This window comes from Variovorax saccharolyticus (assembly GCF_030316765.1).
GTDB classification, from domain to species: domain Bacteria; phylum Pseudomonadota; class Gammaproteobacteria; order Burkholderiales; family Burkholderiaceae_C; genus Variovorax; species Variovorax saccharolyticus.
The window spans coordinates 320634-340520 of the sequence record NZ_JASZYT010000002.1; the positions used below are offsets into that span (position 1 = coordinate 320634).

General features: G+C 68.4%; 19 protein-coding genes. 9 read left to right on the plus strand and 10 right to left on the minus strand.

Annotated features, from left to right (window positions below; genetic code table 11):
* Positions 1 to 124: 124 nt before the first annotated feature.
* Genes QTI45_RS07630 through QTI45_RS07660 form a run of 7 tightly spaced genes read right to left on the minus strand, consistent with a single transcriptional unit; the run spans position 125 to position 8312 of the window.
* Positions 125 to 1372, minus strand: coding sequence for a phenylacetate--CoA ligase family protein (locus QTI45_RS07630; protein ID WP_286653927.1), 1248 nt, complete (start codon positions 1370 to 1372; stop codon positions 125 to 127).
* Positions 1369 to 2181 carry an ABC transporter ATP-binding protein gene (locus QTI45_RS07635; protein WP_286371125.1) on the minus strand — a complete coding sequence of 271 codons (813 nt, stop codon included), beginning with the start codon at positions 2179 to 2181 and terminating at the stop codon, positions 1369 to 1371. Before QTI45_RS07635 ends, QTI45_RS07630 begins: the two co-directional genes overlap by 4 nt.
* A gap of 12 nt (positions 2182 to 2193) precedes the next feature.
* Entirely contained in the window at positions 2194 to 3522 is a 1329-nt protein-coding gene (locus QTI45_RS07640) for an ABC transporter substrate-binding protein (protein WP_286653928.1), read from the minus strand.
* A 40-nt stretch (positions 3523 to 3562) separates the two neighbouring features.
* The gene (locus QTI45_RS07645; protein ID WP_286653929.1) at positions 3563 to 4627 is read right to left on the minus strand and encodes a branched-chain amino acid ABC transporter permease; all 1065 of its coding nucleotides are present in this window, start codon (positions 4625 to 4627) and stop codon (positions 3563 to 3565) included.
* A 16-nt stretch (positions 4628 to 4643) separates the two neighbouring features.
* Positions 4644 to 5573 carry a branched-chain amino acid ABC transporter permease gene (locus tag QTI45_RS07650; RefSeq protein ID WP_286653930.1) on the minus strand — a complete coding sequence of 310 codons (930 nt, stop codon included), beginning with the start codon at positions 5571 to 5573 and terminating at the stop codon, positions 4644 to 4646.
* Position 5574: 1 nt separating this feature from the next.
* Positions 5575 to 6360, minus strand: coding sequence for an ABC transporter ATP-binding protein (locus QTI45_RS07655; protein ID WP_286653931.1), 786 nt, complete (start codon positions 6358 to 6360; stop codon positions 5575 to 5577).
* Positions 6357 to 8312, minus strand: a complete 1956-nt coding sequence (locus QTI45_RS07660; RefSeq protein WP_286653932.1) for an AMP-dependent synthetase/ligase — start codon at positions 8310 to 8312, stop codon at positions 6357 to 6359. Before QTI45_RS07660 ends, QTI45_RS07655 begins: the two co-directional genes overlap by 4 nt.
* Before the next feature lie 84 nt (positions 8313 to 8396).
* Here QTI45_RS07660 and QTI45_RS07665 point away from each other — a divergent pair, with 84 nt between their 5' ends.
* Together QTI45_RS07665 and QTI45_RS07670 are read left to right on the plus strand one after the other, a co-directional pair.
* Positions 8397 to 9137: a Crp/Fnr family transcriptional regulator gene (locus QTI45_RS07665; RefSeq protein ID WP_286653933.1), complete on the plus strand. Its 741-nt coding sequence runs from the start codon at positions 8397 to 8399 to the stop codon at positions 9135 to 9137.
* Positions 9138 to 9204: 67 nt separating this feature from the next.
* Entirely contained in the window at positions 9205 to 10191 is a 987-nt protein-coding gene (locus QTI45_RS07670; protein ID WP_286653934.1) for a helix-turn-helix transcriptional regulator, read from the plus strand.
* Here QTI45_RS07670 and QTI45_RS07675 read toward each other — a convergent pair.
* Positions 10188 to 10820, minus strand: a complete 633-nt coding sequence (locus tag QTI45_RS07675; protein WP_286653935.1) for an SOS response-associated peptidase family protein — start codon at positions 10818 to 10820, stop codon at positions 10188 to 10190. The genes QTI45_RS07670 and QTI45_RS07675 overlap by 4 nt on opposite strands.
* A gap of 118 nt (positions 10821 to 10938) precedes the next feature.
* On the opposite strand from QTI45_RS07675, the gene QTI45_RS07680 reads away from it, so the two are divergent.
* On the plus strand, positions 10939 to 11697 hold the full coding sequence (locus QTI45_RS07680; RefSeq protein ID WP_286371134.1) for an SDR family NAD(P)-dependent oxidoreductase: 759 nt from the start codon (positions 10939 to 10941) through the stop codon (positions 11695 to 11697).
* Between the two features lie 138 nt (positions 11698 to 11835).
* On the opposite strand, the gene QTI45_RS07685 is transcribed toward QTI45_RS07680, so the two are convergent.
* Positions 11836 to 12798, minus strand: a complete 963-nt coding sequence (locus QTI45_RS07685; protein ID WP_286371135.1) for a Bug family tripartite tricarboxylate transporter substrate binding protein — start codon at positions 12796 to 12798, stop codon at positions 11836 to 11838.
* Positions 12799 to 12935: 137 nt separating this feature from the next.
* Positions 12936 to 13148: a hypothetical protein gene (locus tag QTI45_RS07690; RefSeq protein ID WP_286653936.1), complete on the minus strand. Its 213-nt coding sequence runs from the start codon at positions 13146 to 13148 to the stop codon at positions 12936 to 12938.
* A gap of 170 nt (positions 13149 to 13318) precedes the next feature.
* Here QTI45_RS07690 and QTI45_RS07695 point away from each other — a divergent pair, with 170 nt between their 5' ends.
* The 6 genes from QTI45_RS07695 to htpG all read left to right on the plus strand — a co-directional run bounded on the left by QTI45_RS07695 (position 13319) and on the right by htpG (position 19885).
* Entirely contained in the window at positions 13319 to 14086 is a 768-nt protein-coding gene (locus tag QTI45_RS07695) for a pseudouridine synthase (protein ID WP_286371137.1), read from the plus strand.
* Positions 14087 to 14176: 90 nt separating this feature from the next.
* Positions 14177 to 14836, plus strand: a complete 660-nt coding sequence (locus QTI45_RS07700) for a response regulator (RefSeq protein ID WP_286371138.1) — start codon at positions 14177 to 14179, stop codon at positions 14834 to 14836.
* Positions 14833 to 16185, plus strand: coding sequence for a sensor histidine kinase (locus tag QTI45_RS07705; RefSeq protein ID WP_286653937.1), 1353 nt, complete (start codon positions 14833 to 14835; stop codon positions 16183 to 16185). Before QTI45_RS07700 ends, QTI45_RS07705 begins: the two co-directional genes overlap by 4 nt.
* Positions 16186 to 16296: 111 nt before the next feature.
* The gene (locus QTI45_RS07710) at positions 16297 to 16632 is read left to right on the plus strand and encodes a hypothetical protein (RefSeq protein ID WP_286653938.1); all 336 of its coding nucleotides are present in this window, start codon (positions 16297 to 16299) and stop codon (positions 16630 to 16632) included.
* 58 nt (positions 16633 to 16690) lie between these two features.
* Positions 16691 to 17725 (plus strand): ABC transporter substrate-binding protein, encoded by a 1035-nt coding sequence (locus QTI45_RS07715; RefSeq protein WP_286653939.1) that lies wholly within the window; start codon positions 16691 to 16693, stop codon positions 17723 to 17725.
* A gap of 117 nt (positions 17726 to 17842) precedes the next feature.
* Positions 17843 to 19885, plus strand: coding sequence for a molecular chaperone HtpG (htpG, locus tag QTI45_RS07720; protein WP_286371142.1), 2043 nt, complete (start codon positions 17843 to 17845; stop codon positions 19883 to 19885).
* Positions 19886 to 19887: the final 2 nt, after the last annotated feature.

Consider the following 19887-nt stretch of genomic DNA (forward strand, 5'->3'; position numbering starts at 1 on the left):
TCCATCTTATCGACGCATGAAGCCGGCACAGCTCAATGCCCAGGGATACCGCGGAACCGGCTTTGCCGGGCCGCTGGTATCGCCCCCCTCGAGGGGGAGGCGCCGCAGGCGCTTCGGGGGGTGTTCACCTGTAGCTTCGTGCATCCTCGATCACCTTGCCATCGTTCGGCAGGCTGCCGGGCGCCACCAGCTCGACCGTGCCGCGCAGCTTGGTGACATCGCGGATCGCCTCGGCGACGCGCTCGGCCAGGCCTTGCGGCGCCGTGCTGCATTCGAGCCTGAGGGTCATGCGGTCGTCGGCCATCTCGCCCTCGACCACCAGCCGCGCGCGCTGCACTTCGGGAAAGCGGCGCGCGATCTCGGCCACCTGGCCGGGATGGACGAACATGCCGCGCACCTTGGTGGTCTGGTCGGCGCGGCCGAGCCAGCCCCGGATGCGTGTGTTGCTGCGCCCGGTCGGGCAACGCCCGGGCAGCACGGCGGAAAGATCGCCGGTGCCGAAGCGCACCAGCGGATAGTCGGGGTTGAGGGTGGTGACGACGATCTCGCCGACCTCGCCCTCGGGCACCGGATCGCCGGTGCCGGGGCGCACGATCTCGACGATCACGCCCTCGTCGAGCACCAGGCCCTCGCGGGCGCTGGTCTCGTAGGCGATCAGGCCGAGGTCGGCGGTCGCGTAGCACTGCATGCCGGTCACGCCGCGCTCGGCGACCCAGTCGCGCAGGCTCGGCGGGAAGGCCTCGCCCGACACCAGCGCCTTGCTCAGGAAGCCGAGGTCGATCTTCTTCTCGGCCGCCTTCTCGATCAGGATCTTGAGGAAGCTCGGCGTGCCGGCGTAGCCCGCCGGCCGCAGCTCGGCGATCGCTTCCACCTGCTGCTCGGTCTGCCCGGTGCCGCCCGCGAACACGGTGCAGCCCAGCGCCCGCGCGCCGTTCTCCATGATCGAGCCGGCCGGCGTCATGTGGTAGCTGAAGCTGTTGTGAACCAGTTCGCCGCGGCGAAAACCCGCCGCGTACAGCGCCCGCGCGGTGCGCCAGTAGTCGGTGGCCTCGCCCTCGGGCTCGTAGATGGTGCCCGGGCTCGCGAACACGCGCGGCATGCGCGTGCCGAAGCGGATCGCCGAGAAGCCGCCGAAGGGGTCGCTCGCGCGGCGTTCCTTCTGCAGCGCGAGCAGGTCTGACTTGCGCGTCACCGGCAGTTTCGCGAGCGCCTCGCGGCTGCCCACTTCGGCCGGCTTGACGCCGTCGAGGATCTTCGAGAAGGCCGCGGTCGCGGACTGGGCCTGCAGGATCTGCCTGGGCAGCGCCGCCAGCAGGTCGCGCTCGCGCTCGGCCGGGTCGCGCACCTCGAGCGCATCGTAGAAATCCGTCATGCCAACCACCGCTTTCTGCGCTTGTAGCTCTTCACGTCGCGGAAGCTCTTGCGGTCCGCGCCGCCGACGCCGAGGTAGAACTCCTTGACGTCCTCGTTCTCGCGCAGGCTCTTCGCCTCGCCGTCCATCACGATGCGGCCGTTCTCGAGGATGTAGCCGTAGTCGGCATAGCGCAGCGCCATGTTGGTGTTCTGCTCGGCGAGCAGGAAGGTCACGCCTTCCTTCTCGTTGAGATCTTTCACGATGCTGAACACTTCCTCGACGATCTGCGGCGCCAGCCCCATCGAGGGCTCGTCGAGCAGCACCATGTTCGGACTGGCCATGAGCGCGCGGCCGATGGCGCACATCTGCTGCTCGCCGCCCGAGGTGTAGGCGGCCTGCGAGCTGCGCCGCTGCTTCAGCCGCGGGAAGTAGGCGTAGACCTTCTCCAGCGTCTGGGCGACCGCGGCCTTGCCGTCGGTGCGCGTGTAGGCGCCGGTCATGAGGTTGTCCTCGATCGACAGGTGGGCGAAGCAGTGGCGGCCTTCCATCACCTGGATCAGGCCGCGCCGCACCAGCTCGGCCGGCGACAGCGCCTCGATGCGTTCGCCGCGCAGCTCGATCGTGCCCTTGGTGACCGCGCCGCGCTCGCCTGCCAGCAGGTTCGACACCGCGCGCAGCGTGGTCGTCTTGCCCGCGCCGTTGCCGCCCAGCAGCGCCACGATGCCGCCTTCGGGCACGGTCAGCGAGACGCCCTTGAGCACCAGGATCACATGGTTGTAGATGACCTCGATGCCCTTGACGTCGAGCAGGATCTTGCGTTCGCTCATGGGCGGAAATCGTCAGGAACTGCAGTCGGCGGCGTCGCGCCGGTTCAGCTTCTTCTCGGCCGCGTACTTCTCGCCCGCGACCTTGACCATCGGCTTGATGATCTGCTCGTCGGCCTCGTACCACTCCGGCGCGATGTTCCACTTGCTGCCGTCCCAGGTCTCGATGCGGGCCCAGGTCGAGCCCATGTGGTCCTGGCAGGAGGTGCTGATCGGCCGCATCACGCCCGAGAAGCCCAGCGCATCGAGCTTCTTCTGGTCGAGCGCGAGGTTCTCGAGGCCCCAGCGCACCTGCTCGCCGGTCATGACCTTGCCCTTGCCGAAGCGCTCCTGCGCCCGCTTGACCGCCTCGATGCCGAGCATCTGGATGATCACGCCGCGCGTGTAGAGCACCGAGCCGATCTCGTCCTTCGGGCCCGTGCCCTGGCCCTTGTCGTGCACGTTCTTGATGATCTCCTGCATCACCTTCGGCTGCGTGCCTGCGCTGTTGAGCGCCAGCGCGTTGTAGCCCTTGGCGTTCGCGCCCACGTCCTTGACGTCGGGTTCGGCACCGGCCCACCAGACGCCGTACATCTTCTCGCGCGGGTAGCCGGTGGCGACCGCTTCCTTGAGCGCGGTCGAGTTCATCACGCCCCAGCCCCACAGCAGCACGTAGTCGGGCCGCTGCTGGCGCACCTGCAGCCAGGCCGACTTCTGCTCGATGCCGGGTGCCGCCACCGGGATCAGCGAGAGCTCGAAGCCGTTCATCTTGGCGCGCTCCTGCAGCAGCGGGATCGGCTCCTTGCCGAACGGCGAGTCGTGGTAGACCAGCGCGATCTTCTTGCCCTTGAGCTTGTCGGCGCCGCCTTCCTTCTTCGCGATGTGCTGGATCAGGATGTCGGCCGCGGTCCAGTAGCTGCCCATCAGCGGGAAGTTCCACTTGAACACGTTGCCGTCCTGCGAGGCCGACAGGCCATAGCCGAGCGTGATCAGCGGGATCTTGTCGGTGGGCGCCTTGTCGGTCAGCGCGAAGGTGATGCCGGTCGCCTGCGGGTCGATCAGGGTGGCGCCCTTGCCCTTCAGGCGCTCGTAGCATTCGACGCCCTTGTCGGTGGCGTAGCCGGTCTCGCATTCCTCGAAGGAGATCTTCACGCCGTTGATGCCGCCGGTGGCGTTGATGTACTTGATGTAGTCCTGCTTGCCGTTGGCCCAGGGGGTGCCGTTCGGCGCATAGGGGCCGGTGCGGTAGACCAGCAGCGGGAAGAACTGCTCCTTGGCCTGCGCCTGCGCGAGCGAGGGCGCGAACAGCGCGCCGAAGGTGGCGGCCGCGAGGGCGGCGGTGGCAGCGATCGATTTCAATGTCATGCCTGTCTCCTTGGGGTTGTTGCGAACGAAATTCGAGGGATCAATGCGGGAAGGGCCAGAGGCGCAGCTTCTCCTTGGCGGTCGACCACAGGCGCGCCAGGCCGTGCGGCTCGACGATCAGGAAGAACACGATCAGCGCGCCGAAGATCATGAATTCGAGGTGCGAGGCGAGCGCGGTCGAGATCGTGATGCCGAACCAGCCCGGCAGCTGGTTCAGCAGGATCGGCAGCAGCACGATGAAGGCGGCGCCGAAGAAGCTGCCCATGATCGAGCCGAGGCCGCCGATGATCACCATGAAGAGCAGCTGGAACGAGCGGTCGATGTTGAAGGCCGCCGGCTCCCAGGTGCCCAGGTGCACGAAGCCCCACAGCGCGCCGGCCACGCCGACGATGAAGGAGCTCACCGCGAAGGCGGTCAGCTTGGCGTACACCGGACGGATGCCGATCACCGCGGCCGCCACGTCCATGTCGCGCATCGCCATCCATTCGCGGCCGATGGAGCTGCGCACCAGGTTCTTCGCCATCAGCGCGAACACGGCCAGCAGGCTCAGGCACAGCAGGTACTTCTGCACCGCGGTCTCGATCGGCAGCCCGAACAGGCTCAGGCTCGACACGCTGACCGAGCCGGACGAGGAGTTGTTGGTGAACCAGTTGATGCGCAGGAAGGCCCAGTCGACGAAGAACTGCGCCGCCAGCGTCGCCACCGCGAGATAGAGCCCCTTGATGCGCAGGCTCGGAATGCCGAACAGCACGCCGACCGCGGTCGAGCACAGCCCGCCCAGCAGCAGCGACAGCAGCAGCGGCATGCCGTCGATGCGGACGTGGAAGTTGTAGGCCGCATAGGCGCCGACTGCCATGAAGGCACCGGTGCCGAGCGAGATCTGGCCGCAATAGCCGACCAGGATGTTGAGGCCCAGCGCCGCCAGCGAAAGGATCAGGAAAGGGATCAGGATCGCGCGGAACCAGTACTCGGGCGCGGTCAGCGGTACCACCGCGAAGGCGAAGGCCAGCAACACCAGCATCAGCACGCGGTCCTGCAGGATCGGGAAGATCTGCTGGTCGGCGCGGTAGCTGGACTTGAACTGGCCGTTTTCTCTGTAGAACATGTCAGTGCCCGTCCGGTCAGACCCGGTCGATGATTTTTTCGCCGAACAGGCCTTGCGGGCGGACCAGCAGGAAGACCAGTGCCAGCACGTAGGCGAACCAGATCTCGATGCCGCCGCCCAGCATCGGGCCGAGGTAGATCTCCGACAGCTTCTCGCCGACGCCGATCAAGAGGCCGCCGATGATGGCGCCCGGGATCGAGGTCAGGCCGCCGAGGATCACCACCGGCAGCGCCTTCAGCGCCACCAGCGAGAGCGAGAACTGGACGCCGAGCTTGGAGCCCCAGATGATGCCGGCGACCAGCGCGGCGAAGCCCGCCACCGACCAGACGATGACCCAGATGCGGTTGAGCGGAATGCCGATCGACTGCGCGGCCTGGTGGTCGTCGGCCACTGCGCGCAAGGCGCGGCCGGTGGAGGTCTTCTGGAAGAACAGCGCCAGCACCACCACCAGCGCGGCCGCCACCAGCGCCGCGATCAGGTCCTCGCTGCTCAGCAGCAGGCCGCCCTGGAACACGTTCTCGAACACCATCATCGGCTCCTTGGGCATGCCGACGTCGATCTTGTAGATGTCGTTGCCGAACAGCGTCTGGCCCAGGCCGTCGAGGAAATAGGCGATGCCGAGCGTCGCCATCAGCAGCGTGATGCCTTCCTGGTTGACCAGCTTGGACAGCACCAGCCTTTCGATCAGCCAGGCCACCGCGATCATCACCGCCATCGCGGCGACAAAGGCCAGCAGGTTGGCCAGCACCAGGCTCTCGAAGCCGAACCAGCGCGGCAGCCATTCGGCAAAGCGCGCCATCGCGAGCGCCGCGAACAGCACCATCGCGCCCTGCGCGAAATTGAAGACGCCCGAGGCCTTGTAGATCAGCACGAAGCCGATCGCGATCAGCGAATACAGCATGCCCACCATCAGGCCGCCGAACAGTGTTTCGAGGAAGAATCCCATGTCAGTGTTCCACGCCCAGGTATGCCCGGATCACGTCTTCGTTGTTGCGAACCTCGTGCGGCGTGCCGTCGCCGATCTTCTTGCCGTAGTCGAGCACCACCACGCGGTCCGAGATGTCCATCACCACGCCCATGTCGTGCTCGATCAACACGATGGTGGTGCCGAACTCGTCGTTGACGTCGAGGATGAAGCGGCTCATGTCCTGCTTCTCCTCGACGTTCATGCCGGCCATCGGCTCGTCGAGCAGCAGCACCTTCGGCTCCATCGCCAGCGCGCGGCCGAGGTCGACCCGCTTCTGCAGGCCGTAGGGCAGGCGCCCGACGGGCGTCTTGCGGTGCAGCTGGATCTCGAGGAAGTCGATGATGCGCTCGACGAACTCGCGCTGCGCGATCTCCTCGCGCGCGGCCGGCCCCCAGTGCAGCGCCTGGGCCAGCAGGCCGCATTTCATCTTGAGGTTGCGCCCGGTCATGATGTTGTCGAGCACGCTCATGCCCTTGAACAGCGCCAGGTTCTGGAAGGTGCGCGCAATGCCCATCTCGGCCACCTGGCGCGAGTTCATGTGCTTGAAATGCTGTCCGCGGAAGGTGATCTCGCCCTGCTGCGGCTGGTAGACGCCATTGATGCAGTTGAGCATCGAGCTCTTGCCGGCGCCGTTGGGCCCGATGATCGCGCGCACCTCGTGCTCGCGGACGTTGAAGCTGATGTCGGTCAGCGCCTTCACGCCGCCGAAGCTCAAGGAGATGTTCTGCACGTCCAGGATGACGTCGCCGATTTTTCTTTCGCTCATGCGGCCGCCTTCATGGGTGCGAAGCGCTGCGTATCGACGATCTGCAGCGTCGCGCTGACGACGCCCGTGCGCCCGTCCTCGAACTTGACCTGCGTCTCGATGAACTGCTCGCCCTTGCCGCCGTACAGCGCATCGATCAGCACCGCGTACTTGCCGGCGATGAAGCCGCGCCGCACCTTGCGCGTGCGCGTGAGTTCGTCGTCGTCGGGGTCGAGTTCCTTGTGCAGCACCATGAAGCGGGCGATCTGCGTGTCGCCCATGCCGTCCTCGCTCGCCAGGTCGGCGTTGACCTTGGCGATGCACTCGGCCACCAGCGTGAGCACCTCGGGCTTGCCCGCCAGGTCGACATAGCCGCCGTAGGCCAGGCCGCGCCGCTCGGCCCAGTTGCCGACCGCCTCGTAGTCGATGTTGACGAAGGCGCAGACCTCGTCGCGCGCATCGCCGAAGCACACGGCTTCCTTGATCTGCGGGAAGAACTTGAGCTTGTTCTCGATGTAGTTGGGCGCGAACATCGCCCCGCCGTGCATGCGGCCGACGTCCTTGGCGCGATCGATGATGCGCAGGTGGCCTTCGGCATCGAGCACGCCGGCGTCGCCGGTGTGGAAGTAGCCGTCGGCGTCGAGCACCTCGGCGGTGGCGTCGGGCCGCTTGTAGTAGCCCTGCAGCACCGAGACGCCACGCACCAGCACCTCGCCGTCGTCGGCGATCTTGAGTTCGATGCCGGGCGCTGCGCTGCCCACGGTCTGCAGCTTGACCTTGCCGTCGCGCTGCAGGCAGACGTAGGCGCAGGTCTCGGTCTGGCCGTAGAACTGCTTGAGGTTGACGCCGATCGAGCGGTAGAAGCGGAACAGGTCGGGCCCGATCGCCGCGCCCGCGGTGTAGGCGACGCGGATGCGGCTCATGCCGAGCACGTTGCGCAGCGGCCCGTAGATGACGAGGTCGCCGAGCGCGTACAGCAGCCGGTCGACGGCGCCGACCGGCGCGCCGTTGAGGATGTCGGCGCCCACGCGGCGCGCCAGCGCCATGAACTTCGCGTAGAGCCAGCGCTTGGGTGCGGCCGCGTCCTCCATGCGGATCGACACGGCGGTGAGCAGGCCCTCGAAGGTGCGCGGCGGGCCGAAGTAGTAGCTCGGGCCGATCTCGCGCATGTCGTTCATCACGGTCTCGGCCGACTCCGGGCAGTTGAGCGTGAAGCCGCCGACCAGCCACTGCGCGACCGAGAACAGGTGGTCGCCGACCCAGGCCATCGGCAGGTAGCTCATGATGTTGTCGCCGGGGCCCAGCCTGTCGGTCTCGACGCCGCCGCGTCCCGCCGCGATGAAGCTCGCGTGGGTCTGGCAGACGCCCTTGGGGCGGCCCGTCGTGCCCGAGGTGTAGAGGATCACGGCGACATCGGAGGCTTCGCCGGCCGCCACGCTGCGGTCGAAGAAGCCGGGGTTCGCGGCGTCCCAGGCGCGGCCGAGTTCGCACAGCTTCTCGTAGCCCAGCAGGCCGGGCTGGTCGTAGTGGCGCAGCCCGCGCGGGTCGTCGTAGACGATGTGGCGGATCGCCGTGCGCTGGTCTTTCTGGAGGTCGCGGCATTCGAGCAGCTTGTCCACCTGCTCCTGGTCCTCGGCGATCACGAACTCCACCGAGGCGTCGTCGAGCATGAAGACCATCTCGCCGGCCACCGCGTCCTGGTAGAGAGGCACCGGCACGCCGCGCAGGCTTTGCGCCGCGATCACCGCCATGTAGAGATGCGGCCGGTTGGCGCCGACGATCGCCAGGTTGTCGCCGGCCTTGAAGCCCAGGCTCGCCAGTCCGCAGGCGAACTCGCGCACCTCGCGCGCGACGTCCGCCCAGCGCCAGCTTTGCCAGATGCCGAGATCCTTCTCGCGCACCGCGGGGGCATCGGGCTGCTGCTGTGCGTGGGCCAGCAACAGGCGGGGAAAGGTGGGGGCTTTGGTCTGCACGATGGGCGGACTGTAGGACCAACTTTGACGCCAACTTGTCGTTTCAACGACAATCCTAGGGACAACACTCCCCGGAGTTTCCCGATGCGCGCCGTCACCGACAACAGCACCTCCTCGATCCGCGACCGCGTGCGGCCGGCCAGCGGCGACGAACTCGCCAGCGTCCCCTGGATGGTGGCGCTCACGCCGTCCGAGCGGCGGCGCGCGGAGGCGGCCGTCGTGGTCGGCGAGGCCGAGCCGGGCGACCTGGTCTGCCGCATCGGCCGGCCGCCGACCTACTGGTTCGGCGTCATCGCGGGCCTGCTGAAGATGAGCAACGACAACGCCGACGGCACCTCGATGACCTACAGCGGCCTGCCGCCGGGCGGCTGGTTCGGCGAGGGCACGGCCCTCAAGCGCGAGCCCTACCGCTACAACATCCAGGCCTTGCGGCGCAGCCTCGTGGCGGGCTTGCCGGTCGATGATTTCCACTGGTTGCTGGATCACTCGATCGGCTTCAACCGCTTCGTGATGAACCAGCTCAACGAGCGGCTCGCCCAGTTCATCGCCGCGCGCGAGACCGACCGCCTCAACGACCCCGACGTGCGCGTGGCCCGCAACCTCGCGGCGCTGTTCAACCCGGTGCTGTTCCCGGGCGTGGGCGAACTGCTGCGCATCACGCAGCAGGAGCTGGCCTACCTGATCGGCCTGTCGCGCCAGCGGGTCAACGAGGCCTTGCGCACCTTGCAGGCGCAGGGCGCCATCCGGGTCGAGTACGGCGGCCTGCGCGTGATCGACCTGGCGGCACTGCGCGCCAGCGTGGCGGCCGGCAAGCCCGCGGCGTAGCGCGGCGGCGCGGGCCGGCCATGCAGAATGGGGTCGCGCGAAGTTTCGGCCACGACAACGAATCCAGATGAATCAGCTCGACGAACTGCAAAGCTACAGCCAACTCCTCCTGCGGCTCTACCGCGCGGCCCAGGACCTCCCGATCACCGACTTCCAGGATGCGGCCCTCGATCTGGTCAAGGGCGTTCTGCCCTTCGACTCCTCGCTGTGGGGAACCGCAGCGCCCGCGCAGGGCGGGCCCGACATCCACACCGTCCACCTGCACAACCAGTCGCGCGAGATGCTGCCGGCCTACGAATCGGTCAAGCACCTCGACAGCGCGGTGGCGACCATGTTCGCGCAGCCGCGGGCAACGCGCGCCTTCCAGCTCGAAAGCTGGTTCTCCGATCCGGCCCAGCGGGAGATCCGCGACATGATGCGGCGCTTCGAGATCGAGAACATGCTGGCCACCACCGTGATCGATCCCTCGACGCGCTTCGCCCACTGGATCCTGCTCTACCGCGCCGACCGCGATGCCAGCTACACGGCCGCCGAGGTCGCCCGGCTCGAACTGCTGGCGCCGCACGTGATGGAGGCGCTGGCGATCAATCGCAAGATGCATCTGGAGCGGCTCGGCCCGGCGGACCAGGACACCTTGCCCCGCGGCAATGCGATCGCCGACCTGCGCGGCATGGTTTACCACGCGGATGCGCGCTTCGCGGCGCTCGCCGGCGAGGAATGGGAGGACTGGCAGGAACGCCGGCTGCCGGCCGTGCTGTCGTCCCACTTCCAGCAGGAGAGCGACCGCTTCCGCGGCCGCGCAGTGGTCGTCGACGCCCGCATCGAGCAACAGCTGCTGTTCCTCAAGGCCAGGCCGCGCTGCCGCGCCGACGGCCTGACGGCGCGCGAATTCACGATCGCCAAGCTGATCGCCAAGGGCGACACCCACAAGGAGATCGCGCAGACGCTGAGCCGTTCGCCGGCGACCGTGCGCAACCAGATCCAGGGCATCTACGAGAAGCTGGAGGTCGGCAACATCGCCGGCCTGATCGAGGAGCTGCGGCTGGCTGACTAGGCGGCGCGCAGCTGCGCGACGTCGACCGGCAGCACCTGCCGCACCAGCTTGTCGTCGGCATAGGGCCGCAGGTAGGCGGCGGTTTCCTCCACCGGGCAGTGGAGCCAGTCGTCGATCCAGGCGTCGCGCAGGATCGCGGTGCGGCGCTGCTCCGGGTTGCCCGGCATGCCGAAGGTCAGCAGGGCGAAGCTCTCCACGCACTCGCCCGCGGGCGAGCGCCAGCCGTTCCACAGGCCGGCCAGCGCCAGCGGATGGCCGTCGGAGCGCGACACGCGCACGGTCTCGCCGGCGCCGGCGCCGGCCTGGAACAGGGCGTCGGCCAGGATCACGCAGCGATGGCCGCGCTTCCATGGCTGATAGAAGTTGCGCTCGGCGAACGCGGTCTCGCCGCGCGCCTCATGGGTATCGAGGTCCTGGCCGTCCTTGCTGAACAGCGGGATCAGGCCCCAGCGACCGGGTGCGATCTGGAAGCGGGACAGCGCATCCCGGGCCGCATCGTCCGCGCGCGGACGCCGCACGAACAGGCCCTGCTGGCCCGGCCGGACGATCGATCCGCCCGGTTCGCAGGCCAGACCGAAGCGCTGGGCGAAATGACTGGGCTCGCTCGCTGCTTGGTAGTGGGTGGGCATGGCCTGAGGGTGTGAAAGCCGGCAGATTCTATTCAGGCGCAGCTACCATTGGGAAGCGTTGGCCGGTGCGCAATGGCTGACGCCGCGATATAGCGCACGAAAACTCTGAAATAGCACAATGAATTCATCCCGTCTTACCGTCATCACCGGCGCTTCCCGCGGCCTGGGTCGCGCCATGGCAGAGCAGCTGCTGCAGCCGGGCCAGCGCCTGCTGTGCATTTCCCGCCAGAGCGATGCGCAGCTCGCCGCCCGTGCCCGCGAGGCCGGCGCCGAACTGGAGCAGTGGCAGCTGGACCTGTCCGAGCCGGTGCCGGCCGCGGCGCGGCTGGCCGCCTGGCTGCAGGGCCTCGACGCCGGCGCCTTCGACAGTGCCACCCTGATCAACAACGCCGGCACGGTCGGCCGCCCGCGCCCGTTGTCGGAAGCGGTGGCGAGTGAACTGGCGCAGGCGCTGCGCGTCGGGCTCGAGGCGCCGATGCTGCTGGCGTCCGCCTTCCTGGGCGCCACCAAGGGCTGGCGCGCCGAGCGCAAGGTGCTGAACATCTCGTCCGGGCTGGGCCGCAATGCCATGGGCAGCCAGGCGCCGTACTGCGCCGCCAAGGCCGGCATGGACCATTTCTCGCGCGCCGTGGCACTCGAGGAGAAGGCCGTCGCCGGCGGCGCGCGCATCGTCTCGCTGGCGCCCGGAGTGATCGACACCGACATGCAGGTGACGCTGCGCACCAGCGAGGCCGACATGTTCCCGGACCGCGTGCGCTTCGAGAAGCTCAAGGCCGACGGCCTGCTCGACAGCCCGGCGTCGGCCGCCGCCAAGATCCTCAAGTACCTGGACCGCCCGGACTTCGGCAGCAACCCCGTCGCCGATGTCCGCGACTGACATGACTGAAATGACTGACACGGCCGGCGCAGCCCGGCCGCGTTGGTGAAACACCGCGGAACTGGCTTCGCCAGGCCGCAGGTGTTGCCCCCGGCAGGGGGGTGGGAGGGCTACACGCAGTGAGCCCGACCTGGGGGGTTACTCAATCGTCGCGCCGGAGGCCTGGACGATGCCCTTCCATTTGAGGTAGTCGGCCTTCAGCAGGGTCTGCAGCTCCTGTGGCGTCATGGCCTGGGGCTCGGCGCCCTGGGCGATGATCGCAGCCTTCATCTCGGGCGTGGCCAGCAGCCTGTTGACCTCGGCGTTCACGGTCGTGACGATCTCCTTGGGCGTCCCGGCGGGCATGAAGAGGCCATACCAGGTGCTGACGTCGAAGCCCTTGTAGCCGAGCTCGGCCACCGTGGGCACGTCCGGCAGCGAGCTGCTGCGGCGGGCCGAGGTCACGGCCAGCGGGCGCAGCTTGCCGCCCTGGATCTGGCTCATCGCCGAGGGCAGCGAGGACACCATGAGGTCGACGTTGCCGGCCAGCACGTCCATCATCGCGGCGTTCGAGCCCTTGTAGGGCACATGGCGCATCTTGATGTTGGCCGCGGACTTGAAGATCTCGCCGGCCAGGTGGATCGTGGTGCCGTTGCCGGGCGAGCCGTAGGTGATCGAGTCGGGCGCCGCGCGCGCGGCAGCCACGACGTCGGCCAGCGTCTTGAACTTCGAGTCGCTGCGCGTGACGATCACCACCGGCGTGTAGGCGACGTGCGCCACCGCCACCAGGTCCTTGGTCGGGTCGTAGCTCAGGTTCTTGTAGAGCCATGGCGCGACGACCATGTTGTCCTTCTGGCCCATCACCATGTCGTAGCCGGTGGGCGCCGCGCGCACCGCTTCGGCGATGCCGATGGTGCCGCCGGCACCGGCGCGGTTGTCGGGCACCACGGTCCACTTGCTGGACTCGGTCAGCTTGTTGGCGACCAGCCGCGACAGGATGTCGGTGCCGCCGCCGGGCGGGAAGGGCACGATCATGCGGATCGGCTTGGTGGGGTAGGGCTGGGCCTGCGCGGCGGTGAATGCCAGCGCCAGGGCGGCGATGGTGAGCAGCTTGCGGATCATGGGGAGTCTCGTCGTTCGGGCGCCGCGGGGGTGCGGCGCGCATGCGCCGAGAGTGTGCCTGATCGGGCGCGCGGCGGTGCTCGTGCTTCGAGATGCCCGGGTTCGCGAACCGCGAACCGCCGGGCCGCGGGGGCGGGTCAGTGGATCGTGGGCGGCCCGTGATCTTCCCGCGCGTCGGTGCGCCGCTGCAGCGCCTCGATGCCGGCCATCATGGCCGCCCCATAGGTCGGCATCGGTCCTTCGGCCGCGGCGATGGGGCGGCAGTCGCCGCCGTCATGCTTTTGCAGCACCCAGTAGAAATGGCCGGCGATCGGCTCGTCGACGATCAGTGCGATGGCATGAATCTCCATGGAGGCTCCTTGGTCAGTCCGTTGATTCGTTTGTACGCAGGCGGCGAGGGCACGCACAGCAACGAAGTCACGCGGCGGCCCGCCTTAGTGCAACAGCCGCCGAAGGCGTGAAAAACGACCGCTCCCGGATCGCGGACAATGCATCGCCACGCCCCACGAATCCGCCCGCGATGCCCGAAACTCCCGCACCCTCCCGCCTCAACAAGCGCATGGCCGAACTGGGCCTGTGCTCGCGCCGCGAGGCCGACGACTGGATCGCGCAGGGCTGGGTCAAGGTCAATGGCCAGGTCGCCGAGATGGGCGTCAAGGTGCTGCCCTCCGACCGCATCGAGGTCGACAGGAAGGCGCAGAACCAGCAGCAGCAGCAGGTCACGATCCTGCTGCACAAGCCGATGGGCTATGTCAGCGGCCAGGCCGAGGACGGCCACGAGCCGGCGGTGGTACTGATCAACCCGCGCACCCACTGGCGCGAGGATCCGAGCCGCAACCGCTTCTCGCCGCCGCAGCTGCGCGGCCTCGCACCCGCGGGCCGGCTCGACATCGACTCGGTCGGCCTGCTGGTGCTGACGCAGGACGGCCGCGTGGCCCGCCAGTTGATCGGCGAGGACTCGGGCATCGAGAAGGAGTACCTGGTGCGCGTCTCCTACGGGCCGGTGGCGCAGAACTCGCAGGCCGCCTTCCCGCGCGAGGAACTGGCCCGGCTGCGCCATGGCCTGAGCCTGGACGGCCAGCCGCTGAAGCCGGCCAAGGTCGACTGGCAGAACCCCGAGCAGCTGCGCTTCGTGCTCACCGAGGGCAAGAAGCGCCAGATCCGCCGCATGTGCGAGCAGGTCGGACTCAAGGTGGTGGGCCTGAAGCGGATCCGCATCGGCAACGTGGTGCTGGGCAACCTGCCGGTCGGGCAGTGGCGCTACCTGGGGCCGCACGAGCGCTTCTAGCCTCCGGGCATTGCGCGCATGCTCATGCAGGGCTAAGAAATCAGGCGTAGCCTCGCCCTGGAAGGCGTGCCGAACGCCAAGGAGACAGCTGTGCGCGCCTTGCTCGTGGAAGACGACGAAATGATCGGCCGCGGCCTCATGCACGCGCTCGACAGTGCCGGCTGGTCGGTCGACTGGGTGCGCGACGGCATGCTGGCGCACAGCGCCCTGGCGGATGGCGGCTACACCTGCGTGCTGCTCGACCTCGGCCTTCCCGGCGACGACGGCACCGAAGTCCTGCGGCGGGCGCGCAAGCGCGGCGATGCCACGCCGGTGCTGGTGCTGACGGCGCGCGACGGACTCGACGACCGCATCCACACCCTCGACCTCGGCGCCGACGACTACCTGCTCAAGCCCTTCGAACTGCGCGAGCTGCTGGCGCGCATGCGCGCCGTGGTGCGGCGGCGCGATGGCGCCGCGCATTCGGTGATCGGCACCGCCGCGCTGCAGCTCGACCTGACGACCCGCGACGTGATCGTCAACGGCGTGCGCGAGGTGCTGACCGCACGCGAGTTCGCGCTGCTGCATGCGCTGCTGGAGCGGCCCGGCGCGATCCTGTCGCGCGAGCAGCTCGAGGACCGCATCTACGGCTGGGGCGAGGAGGTCACCAGCAACGCCATCGACGTCCTGATCCACGGCATGCGGCGCAAGCTCGGCGCCGAGGCGATACGCAACGTGCGCGGGCTCGGCTGGCGGGTCGTGCCGGCGTGAGGCCGCCCCTGCGGCCCCGCTCCCTGCGTGCGCGCCTGCTGCTGTGGCTGGTCGCGCTGCACCTGGTGGCGATCGCGGCCACGGTCTGGTTCTCGTACGTGGCCTACGGCCGCCTGGTCAACAGTTTCATGGACGACCAGATGCGGCTCGTGGCCGATTCGCATGCGACCCATCACCGGCCGCCGGCCCTGGATGCCACCACCCGCGACGATGCGCTGCATCGCGGCAGCTTCGTGGTCCAGGTCTGGAGCGCGGACGGCGCTTCGCTGCTGGCTTCCTCCTGGCCCGGGCTGGTGCTGCCGCTGCAGGAGGGATCGGGCTTCAGCGACGTGCGCCTGGGCAGCGGCAGCGACGACGCGTGGCGTGTCTACACCGCGAAGGCCGGATCGCAGGCCGATGCACCGCGCGTGCAGGTGGTGCAGAACGACGGCTTTCGCCGCCAGCGCATCGTCCGGCGGGCCCTCTTCGAAAGCCTGCCGATCCTGCTGATGCTGCCGGTCTCGCTGCTGATCCTGCTGTTGATCGTCTCGGCGGCCTCGCGTTCGCTGCGCGCCGTGGCGCGGGACGTGGCGGCGCAGGAAGAGGGCGAGATGGTCGAAGTCGCGGTCGCCCGCGTGCCCGAGGAGATCGCGCCGCTGGTGAGCGCCTACAACAGCCTGCTCGGTCGACTGCGCAAGGCGCTCTCGACGCAGCGCCGGTTCATGCAGGATGCGGCCCACGAACTGCGCACGCCGATGGCCGCGATCGGCCTGCAGATCGAGAACCTGCGGGCCCACGTGCCGGCCGGCGACGCCGTCGAGCGCTTCGCCCAGCTTGAGAGCGGAGTCAGGCGCGCGCAGCACCTCATCGAGCAGCTGCTGCGCCTGTCGCGCCAGGACGCGCCCGCGGCGGCCGCGAGCGGACCGGTCGATGTCGCGATGCTGCTGCGCGACAGCGTGGGGCAGTTGATGGTGCTGGCGGACCAGCGCCGCATCGACGTCGGCTTCGAGGGCCCGACCGTGGCCCTCGTCTGCGCGCCGCCGGCCGATCTGCGCAGCGTGTTCGACAACCTGATCGACAACGCGGTGCGCTACGCCCGGGAGGGCGGGGTGGTCGACGTGCGCCTGCACGAGGTCGACGGACAGCCGGTGGTCGACGTGCTGGACGACGGGCCGGGCATTCCGCCCGACCAGCTGCAGCGTGTCTTCGACCGCTTCTTCCGGGCCGCCGGCGCGGCGCCCGGCGGCAGCGGACTGGGACTCGCCATCGCACAGGCGGCCGCGCTGCGCAACGGCCTGCGCATCGAGCTCGCGAACCGGGCGGATGCCCAGGGCCTGCGCGCCCGCGTGATCCTGCCTCGCTCATCCTGAGCTCATTCAGTCCTCATTCCCTGCTCAGTCGCGCTGCCTAGAGTGGCAGCAGGCCGACCGCGCCGCCCTTCGGGGCTGCGGAACGCCCCGTGCAACTCCAGGAGATCCCACATGCATGCTTCCGTCAAGATCCTCGCCCTCGGCCTCTTCGCCACGCTGGGCGCCTTCGCCTCGATGACCGCCAGCGCCCAGTCCGACGGCGCCGACTATCGCCCGATGCAGACCAGCAACACGGCGCCGAACCCCGAGGTGAACGCCGGCGCGATGGCCGCAGCGCGCCCGACCGGCACCGAGTCCATCGGCCAGTCGACCGCGGCGCCGATGGTCTCGCAGCTGACGCGGGAAGAGGTCTACAAGGGTGCGGTCGAGGCCGCGCATCCCCTGAACACCGAGTCGATCGGCCAGTCCACCGGCATGGCCGGCATCACCTCGGGTACGCCGCGCTGATGGGCGGCGGCGCCAGGCGCTATCCTGCGGTTTCCTTCGCGAAACCCGGGATCCCGCCATGCGCCACTTCCGTTCCAGATACGCCGCCGTCCTCAGTGCCCTCATGGGGCTGGCGGCGGCGAGCGGCGCCGGCGCACAGGGGACGGTCAACGCGCTGTGCAGCACGGACGCCGGCTGGTGCGAGGCGGCGGCGGCCGAGTTCAGCCGCGCCACCGGCATCCGCGTGCTGCAGGCGCACAAGGGCACCGGCGAGATCGGTGCGCAACTGCGGGCCGAGGCCGCCAATCCCAAGACCGACATCTGGTGGGGCGGCACCGGCGACCCCTTCCTGCAGGCCGCCGAGGAGGGGCTGCTGGAGCCCTACCGCCCGGCCTACATCAACGACCTGTACGACTGGTCGGTGCGGCAGTACGCGATGTCGGGCAACCGGGTCGGCGGCTTCTACACCAGCGCCATGGGCTTCGGCTTCAACACCGAGGTGCTCAAGAAGAAGAAGCTTGCCGAGCCGCGCTGCTGGGCCGACCTGATCAAGCCCGAGTACAAGGGCGAGATCGAGATGTCGCATCCGGCCACCAGCGGCACCGGCTACACGATCATCGCCGGCCTGGTGCAGCTGATGGGCGAGGAGGCCGCCTTCGACTACCTCAGGAAGCTGCACCGCAACACCAACGCCTACACCCGCAGCGGCCAGGCGCAGGCGCCCAACGTGGCCAAGGGCGAGGTGGCCATCGGCATCAGCTTCATCTTCGGCTTTGACAAGTGGCGCCACGACAAGTACCCCGTCAAGGCGATCGCGCCCTGCGAGGGCACCGGTTACGAGATCGGCGGCATCGCGCTCGTGAAGGGCGCGCGCAACCGCGCCAACGCCCAGCGCTACTACGACTGGCTGATGAGCCCGGCCGGGCAGGCGATCGGCGCCCAGGCGGGCAGCCTGCAGTCGCCGGCCAACCGGACCTTCAAGCCCGACGCGCGGATCCCGTCGATGGACGGAGTCAAGCTGATCAAGTACGACTTCGAGAAGTACGGCCAGGCGGCCGAGCGCAAGCGCCTGATCGACCGCTGGACGCGCGAGGTGGAGTCGCAGCCGCGCTGAGCCTCGTAAGGCTTTGAAACCGCCGGCCCTTGCGATCGGGCCGGCCAGCCCCAGGTCTTGTAAAGTTGAATGTTCGCCGTCGGCGAACCGTTTTTCCCCTTTGATTGTTCTCGCGCCATGACCATTTCCAAGACCAAACTCCCGTTCCAGGCCGAAGTCGCCCAGCTGCTGCACCTGGTCACGCATTCGCTCTACTCGAACAAGGAAATCTTCCTGCGCGAGCTGATCTCGAATGCCTCGGACGCCTGCGACAAGCTTCGCTTCGAAGCCATCGACCAGCCGGCGCTGTTCGAAGACCAGCCGCAGCTCGAGGTGCGCGTCGCCTTCGACGCCGAAGCCAAGACCCTCACGATCACCGATTCCGGCATCGGCCTGAGCCAGCAGGAAGCCATCGACAACCTGGGCACCATCGCCAAGAGCGGCACCAAGGAGTTCATGAGCAAGCTCTCGGGCGACCAGAAGGCCGACGCACAGCTGATCGGCCAGTTCGGCGTCGGCTTCTACTCGGGCTTCATCGTGGCCGACAAGATCACGGTCGAATCGCGCCGCGCCGGGCTGCCGGCCGAGGAAGGCGTGCGCTGGGTCAGCAGCGGCGCCGGCGACTTCGAGGTCGACAGCATCGCGCGGCCGCAGCGCGGCACCAGCGTCACCTTGCACCTGCGCGACGACGCCGAGGAATACCTCAACGCCTGGAAGCTCAAGTCGATCATCGCCAAGTACTCCGACCACATCTCGCTGCCGATCCTCATGGAGAAGGAGGAGTGGAAGGAAGGCGAGGACAACAAGGGCGGCGCGATGGTCAAGACCGGCGAATGGGAGCCGGTGAACAAGGCCAGCGCCCTCTGGAGCCGGCCCAAGAAGGACATCAGCGACGAGCAGTACGTCGACTTCTACAAGAACATCAGCCACGACTTCGAGGCCCCGCTGGCCTGGAGCCACAACCGGGTCGAGGGCAACACCGAGTACACGCAGCTGCTCTACATCCCGGCCAAGGCGCCGATGGACCTGTGGAACCGCGACAAGGGCGCCGGCGTCAAGCTGTACGTCAAGCGCGTCTTCATCATGGACGACGCCGAGGCGCTGCTGCCCAGCTACCTTCGCTTCGTCAAGGGCGTGATCGACTCGGCCGACCTGCCGCTCAACGTCAGCCGCGAACTGCTGCAGGAGAGCCGCGACGTGAAGGCCATCCGCGAAGGCAGCACCAAGCGCGTGCTCGGCATGCTCGAGGACCTGGCGAAGAAGCAGAAGACCGCGTCCGAGAGCGGCGAGGGCAAGATCGACGTCGGCTCCGGGGAGTCGGTGCCGGCGCCGGAGCCGACCGAAGGCGTCACCGACGTGGTCGACAAGAAGGCCGATCACGGCACGCCCGCCGCCGAAGCCGCGGCCGACTACGCCGACGAATCGGGCAAGTACGCGAGGTTCTATGCCGAGTTCGGCGCGGTGCTCAAGGAGGGCCTGGGCGAGGACTTCGGCAACCGCGAGCGCATCGCCAAGCTGCTGCGCTTCGCCTCCAGCACCAGCGATGCGGTCAGCGTCAGCTTCGCCGACTACAAGTCGCGCATGAAGGAAGGCCAGGACGCGATCTACTACATCACGGCCGACACGCTGGCCGCCGCCAGGAACAGCCCGCAGCTCGAGATCTTCAAGAAGAAGGGCATCGAGGTGCTGCTGATGACCGACCGCGTCGACGAGTGGGCGCTCAACTACCTTACCGAGTTCGACGGCACGCCGCTGCAGAGCGTGGCCAAGGGTGCGGTCGACCTCGGCAAGCTGCAGGACGAGGCCGAGAAGAAGGCGGCCGAGGAAGCGGCGGAGTCCTTCAAGCCGCTGCTGGAGCGCCTCAAGGAGGCTCTGAAGGACAAGGCCGAGGACGTCCGCGTGACCACGCGGCTGGTCGACTCGCCGGCCTGCCTGGTGGTGCAGGATGGCGGCATGAGCACCCAGCTGGCGCGCATGCTCAAGCAGGCCGGCCAGCCCGCGCCCGACCTCAAGCCGGTGCTCGAGGTCAATGCCGAGCATCCGCTGGTCCGGAAGCTCGAAGGCTCGGCGCACTTCGACGACCTGGCCAACATCCTGTTCGACCAGGCCCTGCTGGCCGAAGGCGGCCTGCCGGCCGACCCCGCCGCCTACGTGCGCCGGGTCAACGCCCTGCTGGTCTGAGG

Bases quoted from the DNA above. Each gene is read 5' to 3' on its own strand.
- QTI45_RS07630 (WP_286653927.1), bottom strand. From the start codon at position 1,372: ATGACGGATTTCTACGATGCGCTCGAGGTGCGCGACCCGGCCGAGCGC.
- QTI45_RS07635 (WP_286371125.1), bottom strand. From the start codon at position 2,181: ATGAGCGAACGCAAGATCCTGCTCGACGTCAAGGGCATCGAGGTCATC.
- QTI45_RS07640 (WP_286653928.1), bottom strand. From the start codon at position 3,522: ATGACATTGAAATCGATCGCTGCCACCGCCGCCCTCGCGGCCGCCACC.
- QTI45_RS07645 (WP_286653929.1), bottom strand. From the start codon at position 4,627: ATGTTCTACAGAGAAAACGGCCAGTTCAAGTCCAGCTACCGCGCCGAC.
- QTI45_RS07650 (WP_286653930.1), bottom strand. From the start codon at position 5,573: ATGGGATTCTTCCTCGAAACACTGTTCGGCGGCCTGATGGTGGGCATG.
- QTI45_RS07655 (WP_286653931.1), bottom strand. From the start codon at position 6,360: ATGAGCGAAAGAAAAATCGGCGACGTCATCCTGGACGTGCAGAACATC.
- QTI45_RS07665 (WP_286653933.1), top strand. From the start codon at position 8,397: ATGCGCGCCGTCACCGACAACAGCACCTCCTCGATCCGCGACCGCGTG.
- QTI45_RS07670 (WP_286653934.1), top strand. From the start codon at position 9,205: ATGAATCAGCTCGACGAACTGCAAAGCTACAGCCAACTCCTCCTGCGG.
- QTI45_RS07675 (WP_286653935.1), bottom strand. From the start codon at position 10,820: ATGCCCACCCACTACCAAGCAGCGAGCGAGCCCAGTCATTTCGCCCAG.
- QTI45_RS07680 (WP_286371134.1), top strand. From the start codon at position 10,939: ATGAATTCATCCCGTCTTACCGTCATCACCGGCGCTTCCCGCGGCCTG.
- QTI45_RS07685 (WP_286371135.1), bottom strand. From the start codon at position 12,798: ATGATCCGCAAGCTGCTCACCATCGCCGCCCTGGCGCTGGCATTCACC.
- QTI45_RS07690 (WP_286653936.1), bottom strand. From the start codon at position 13,148: ATGGAGATTCATGCCATCGCACTGATCGTCGACGAGCCGATCGCCGGC.
- QTI45_RS07695 (WP_286371137.1), top strand. From the start codon at position 13,319: ATGCCCGAAACTCCCGCACCCTCCCGCCTCAACAAGCGCATGGCCGAA.
- QTI45_RS07710 (WP_286653938.1), top strand. From the start codon at position 16,297: ATGCATGCTTCCGTCAAGATCCTCGCCCTCGGCCTCTTCGCCACGCTG.
- QTI45_RS07715 (WP_286653939.1), top strand. From the start codon at position 16,691: ATGCGCCACTTCCGTTCCAGATACGCCGCCGTCCTCAGTGCCCTCATG.
- htpG (WP_286371142.1), top strand. From the start codon at position 17,843: ATGACCATTTCCAAGACCAAACTCCCGTTCCAGGCCGAAGTCGCCCAG.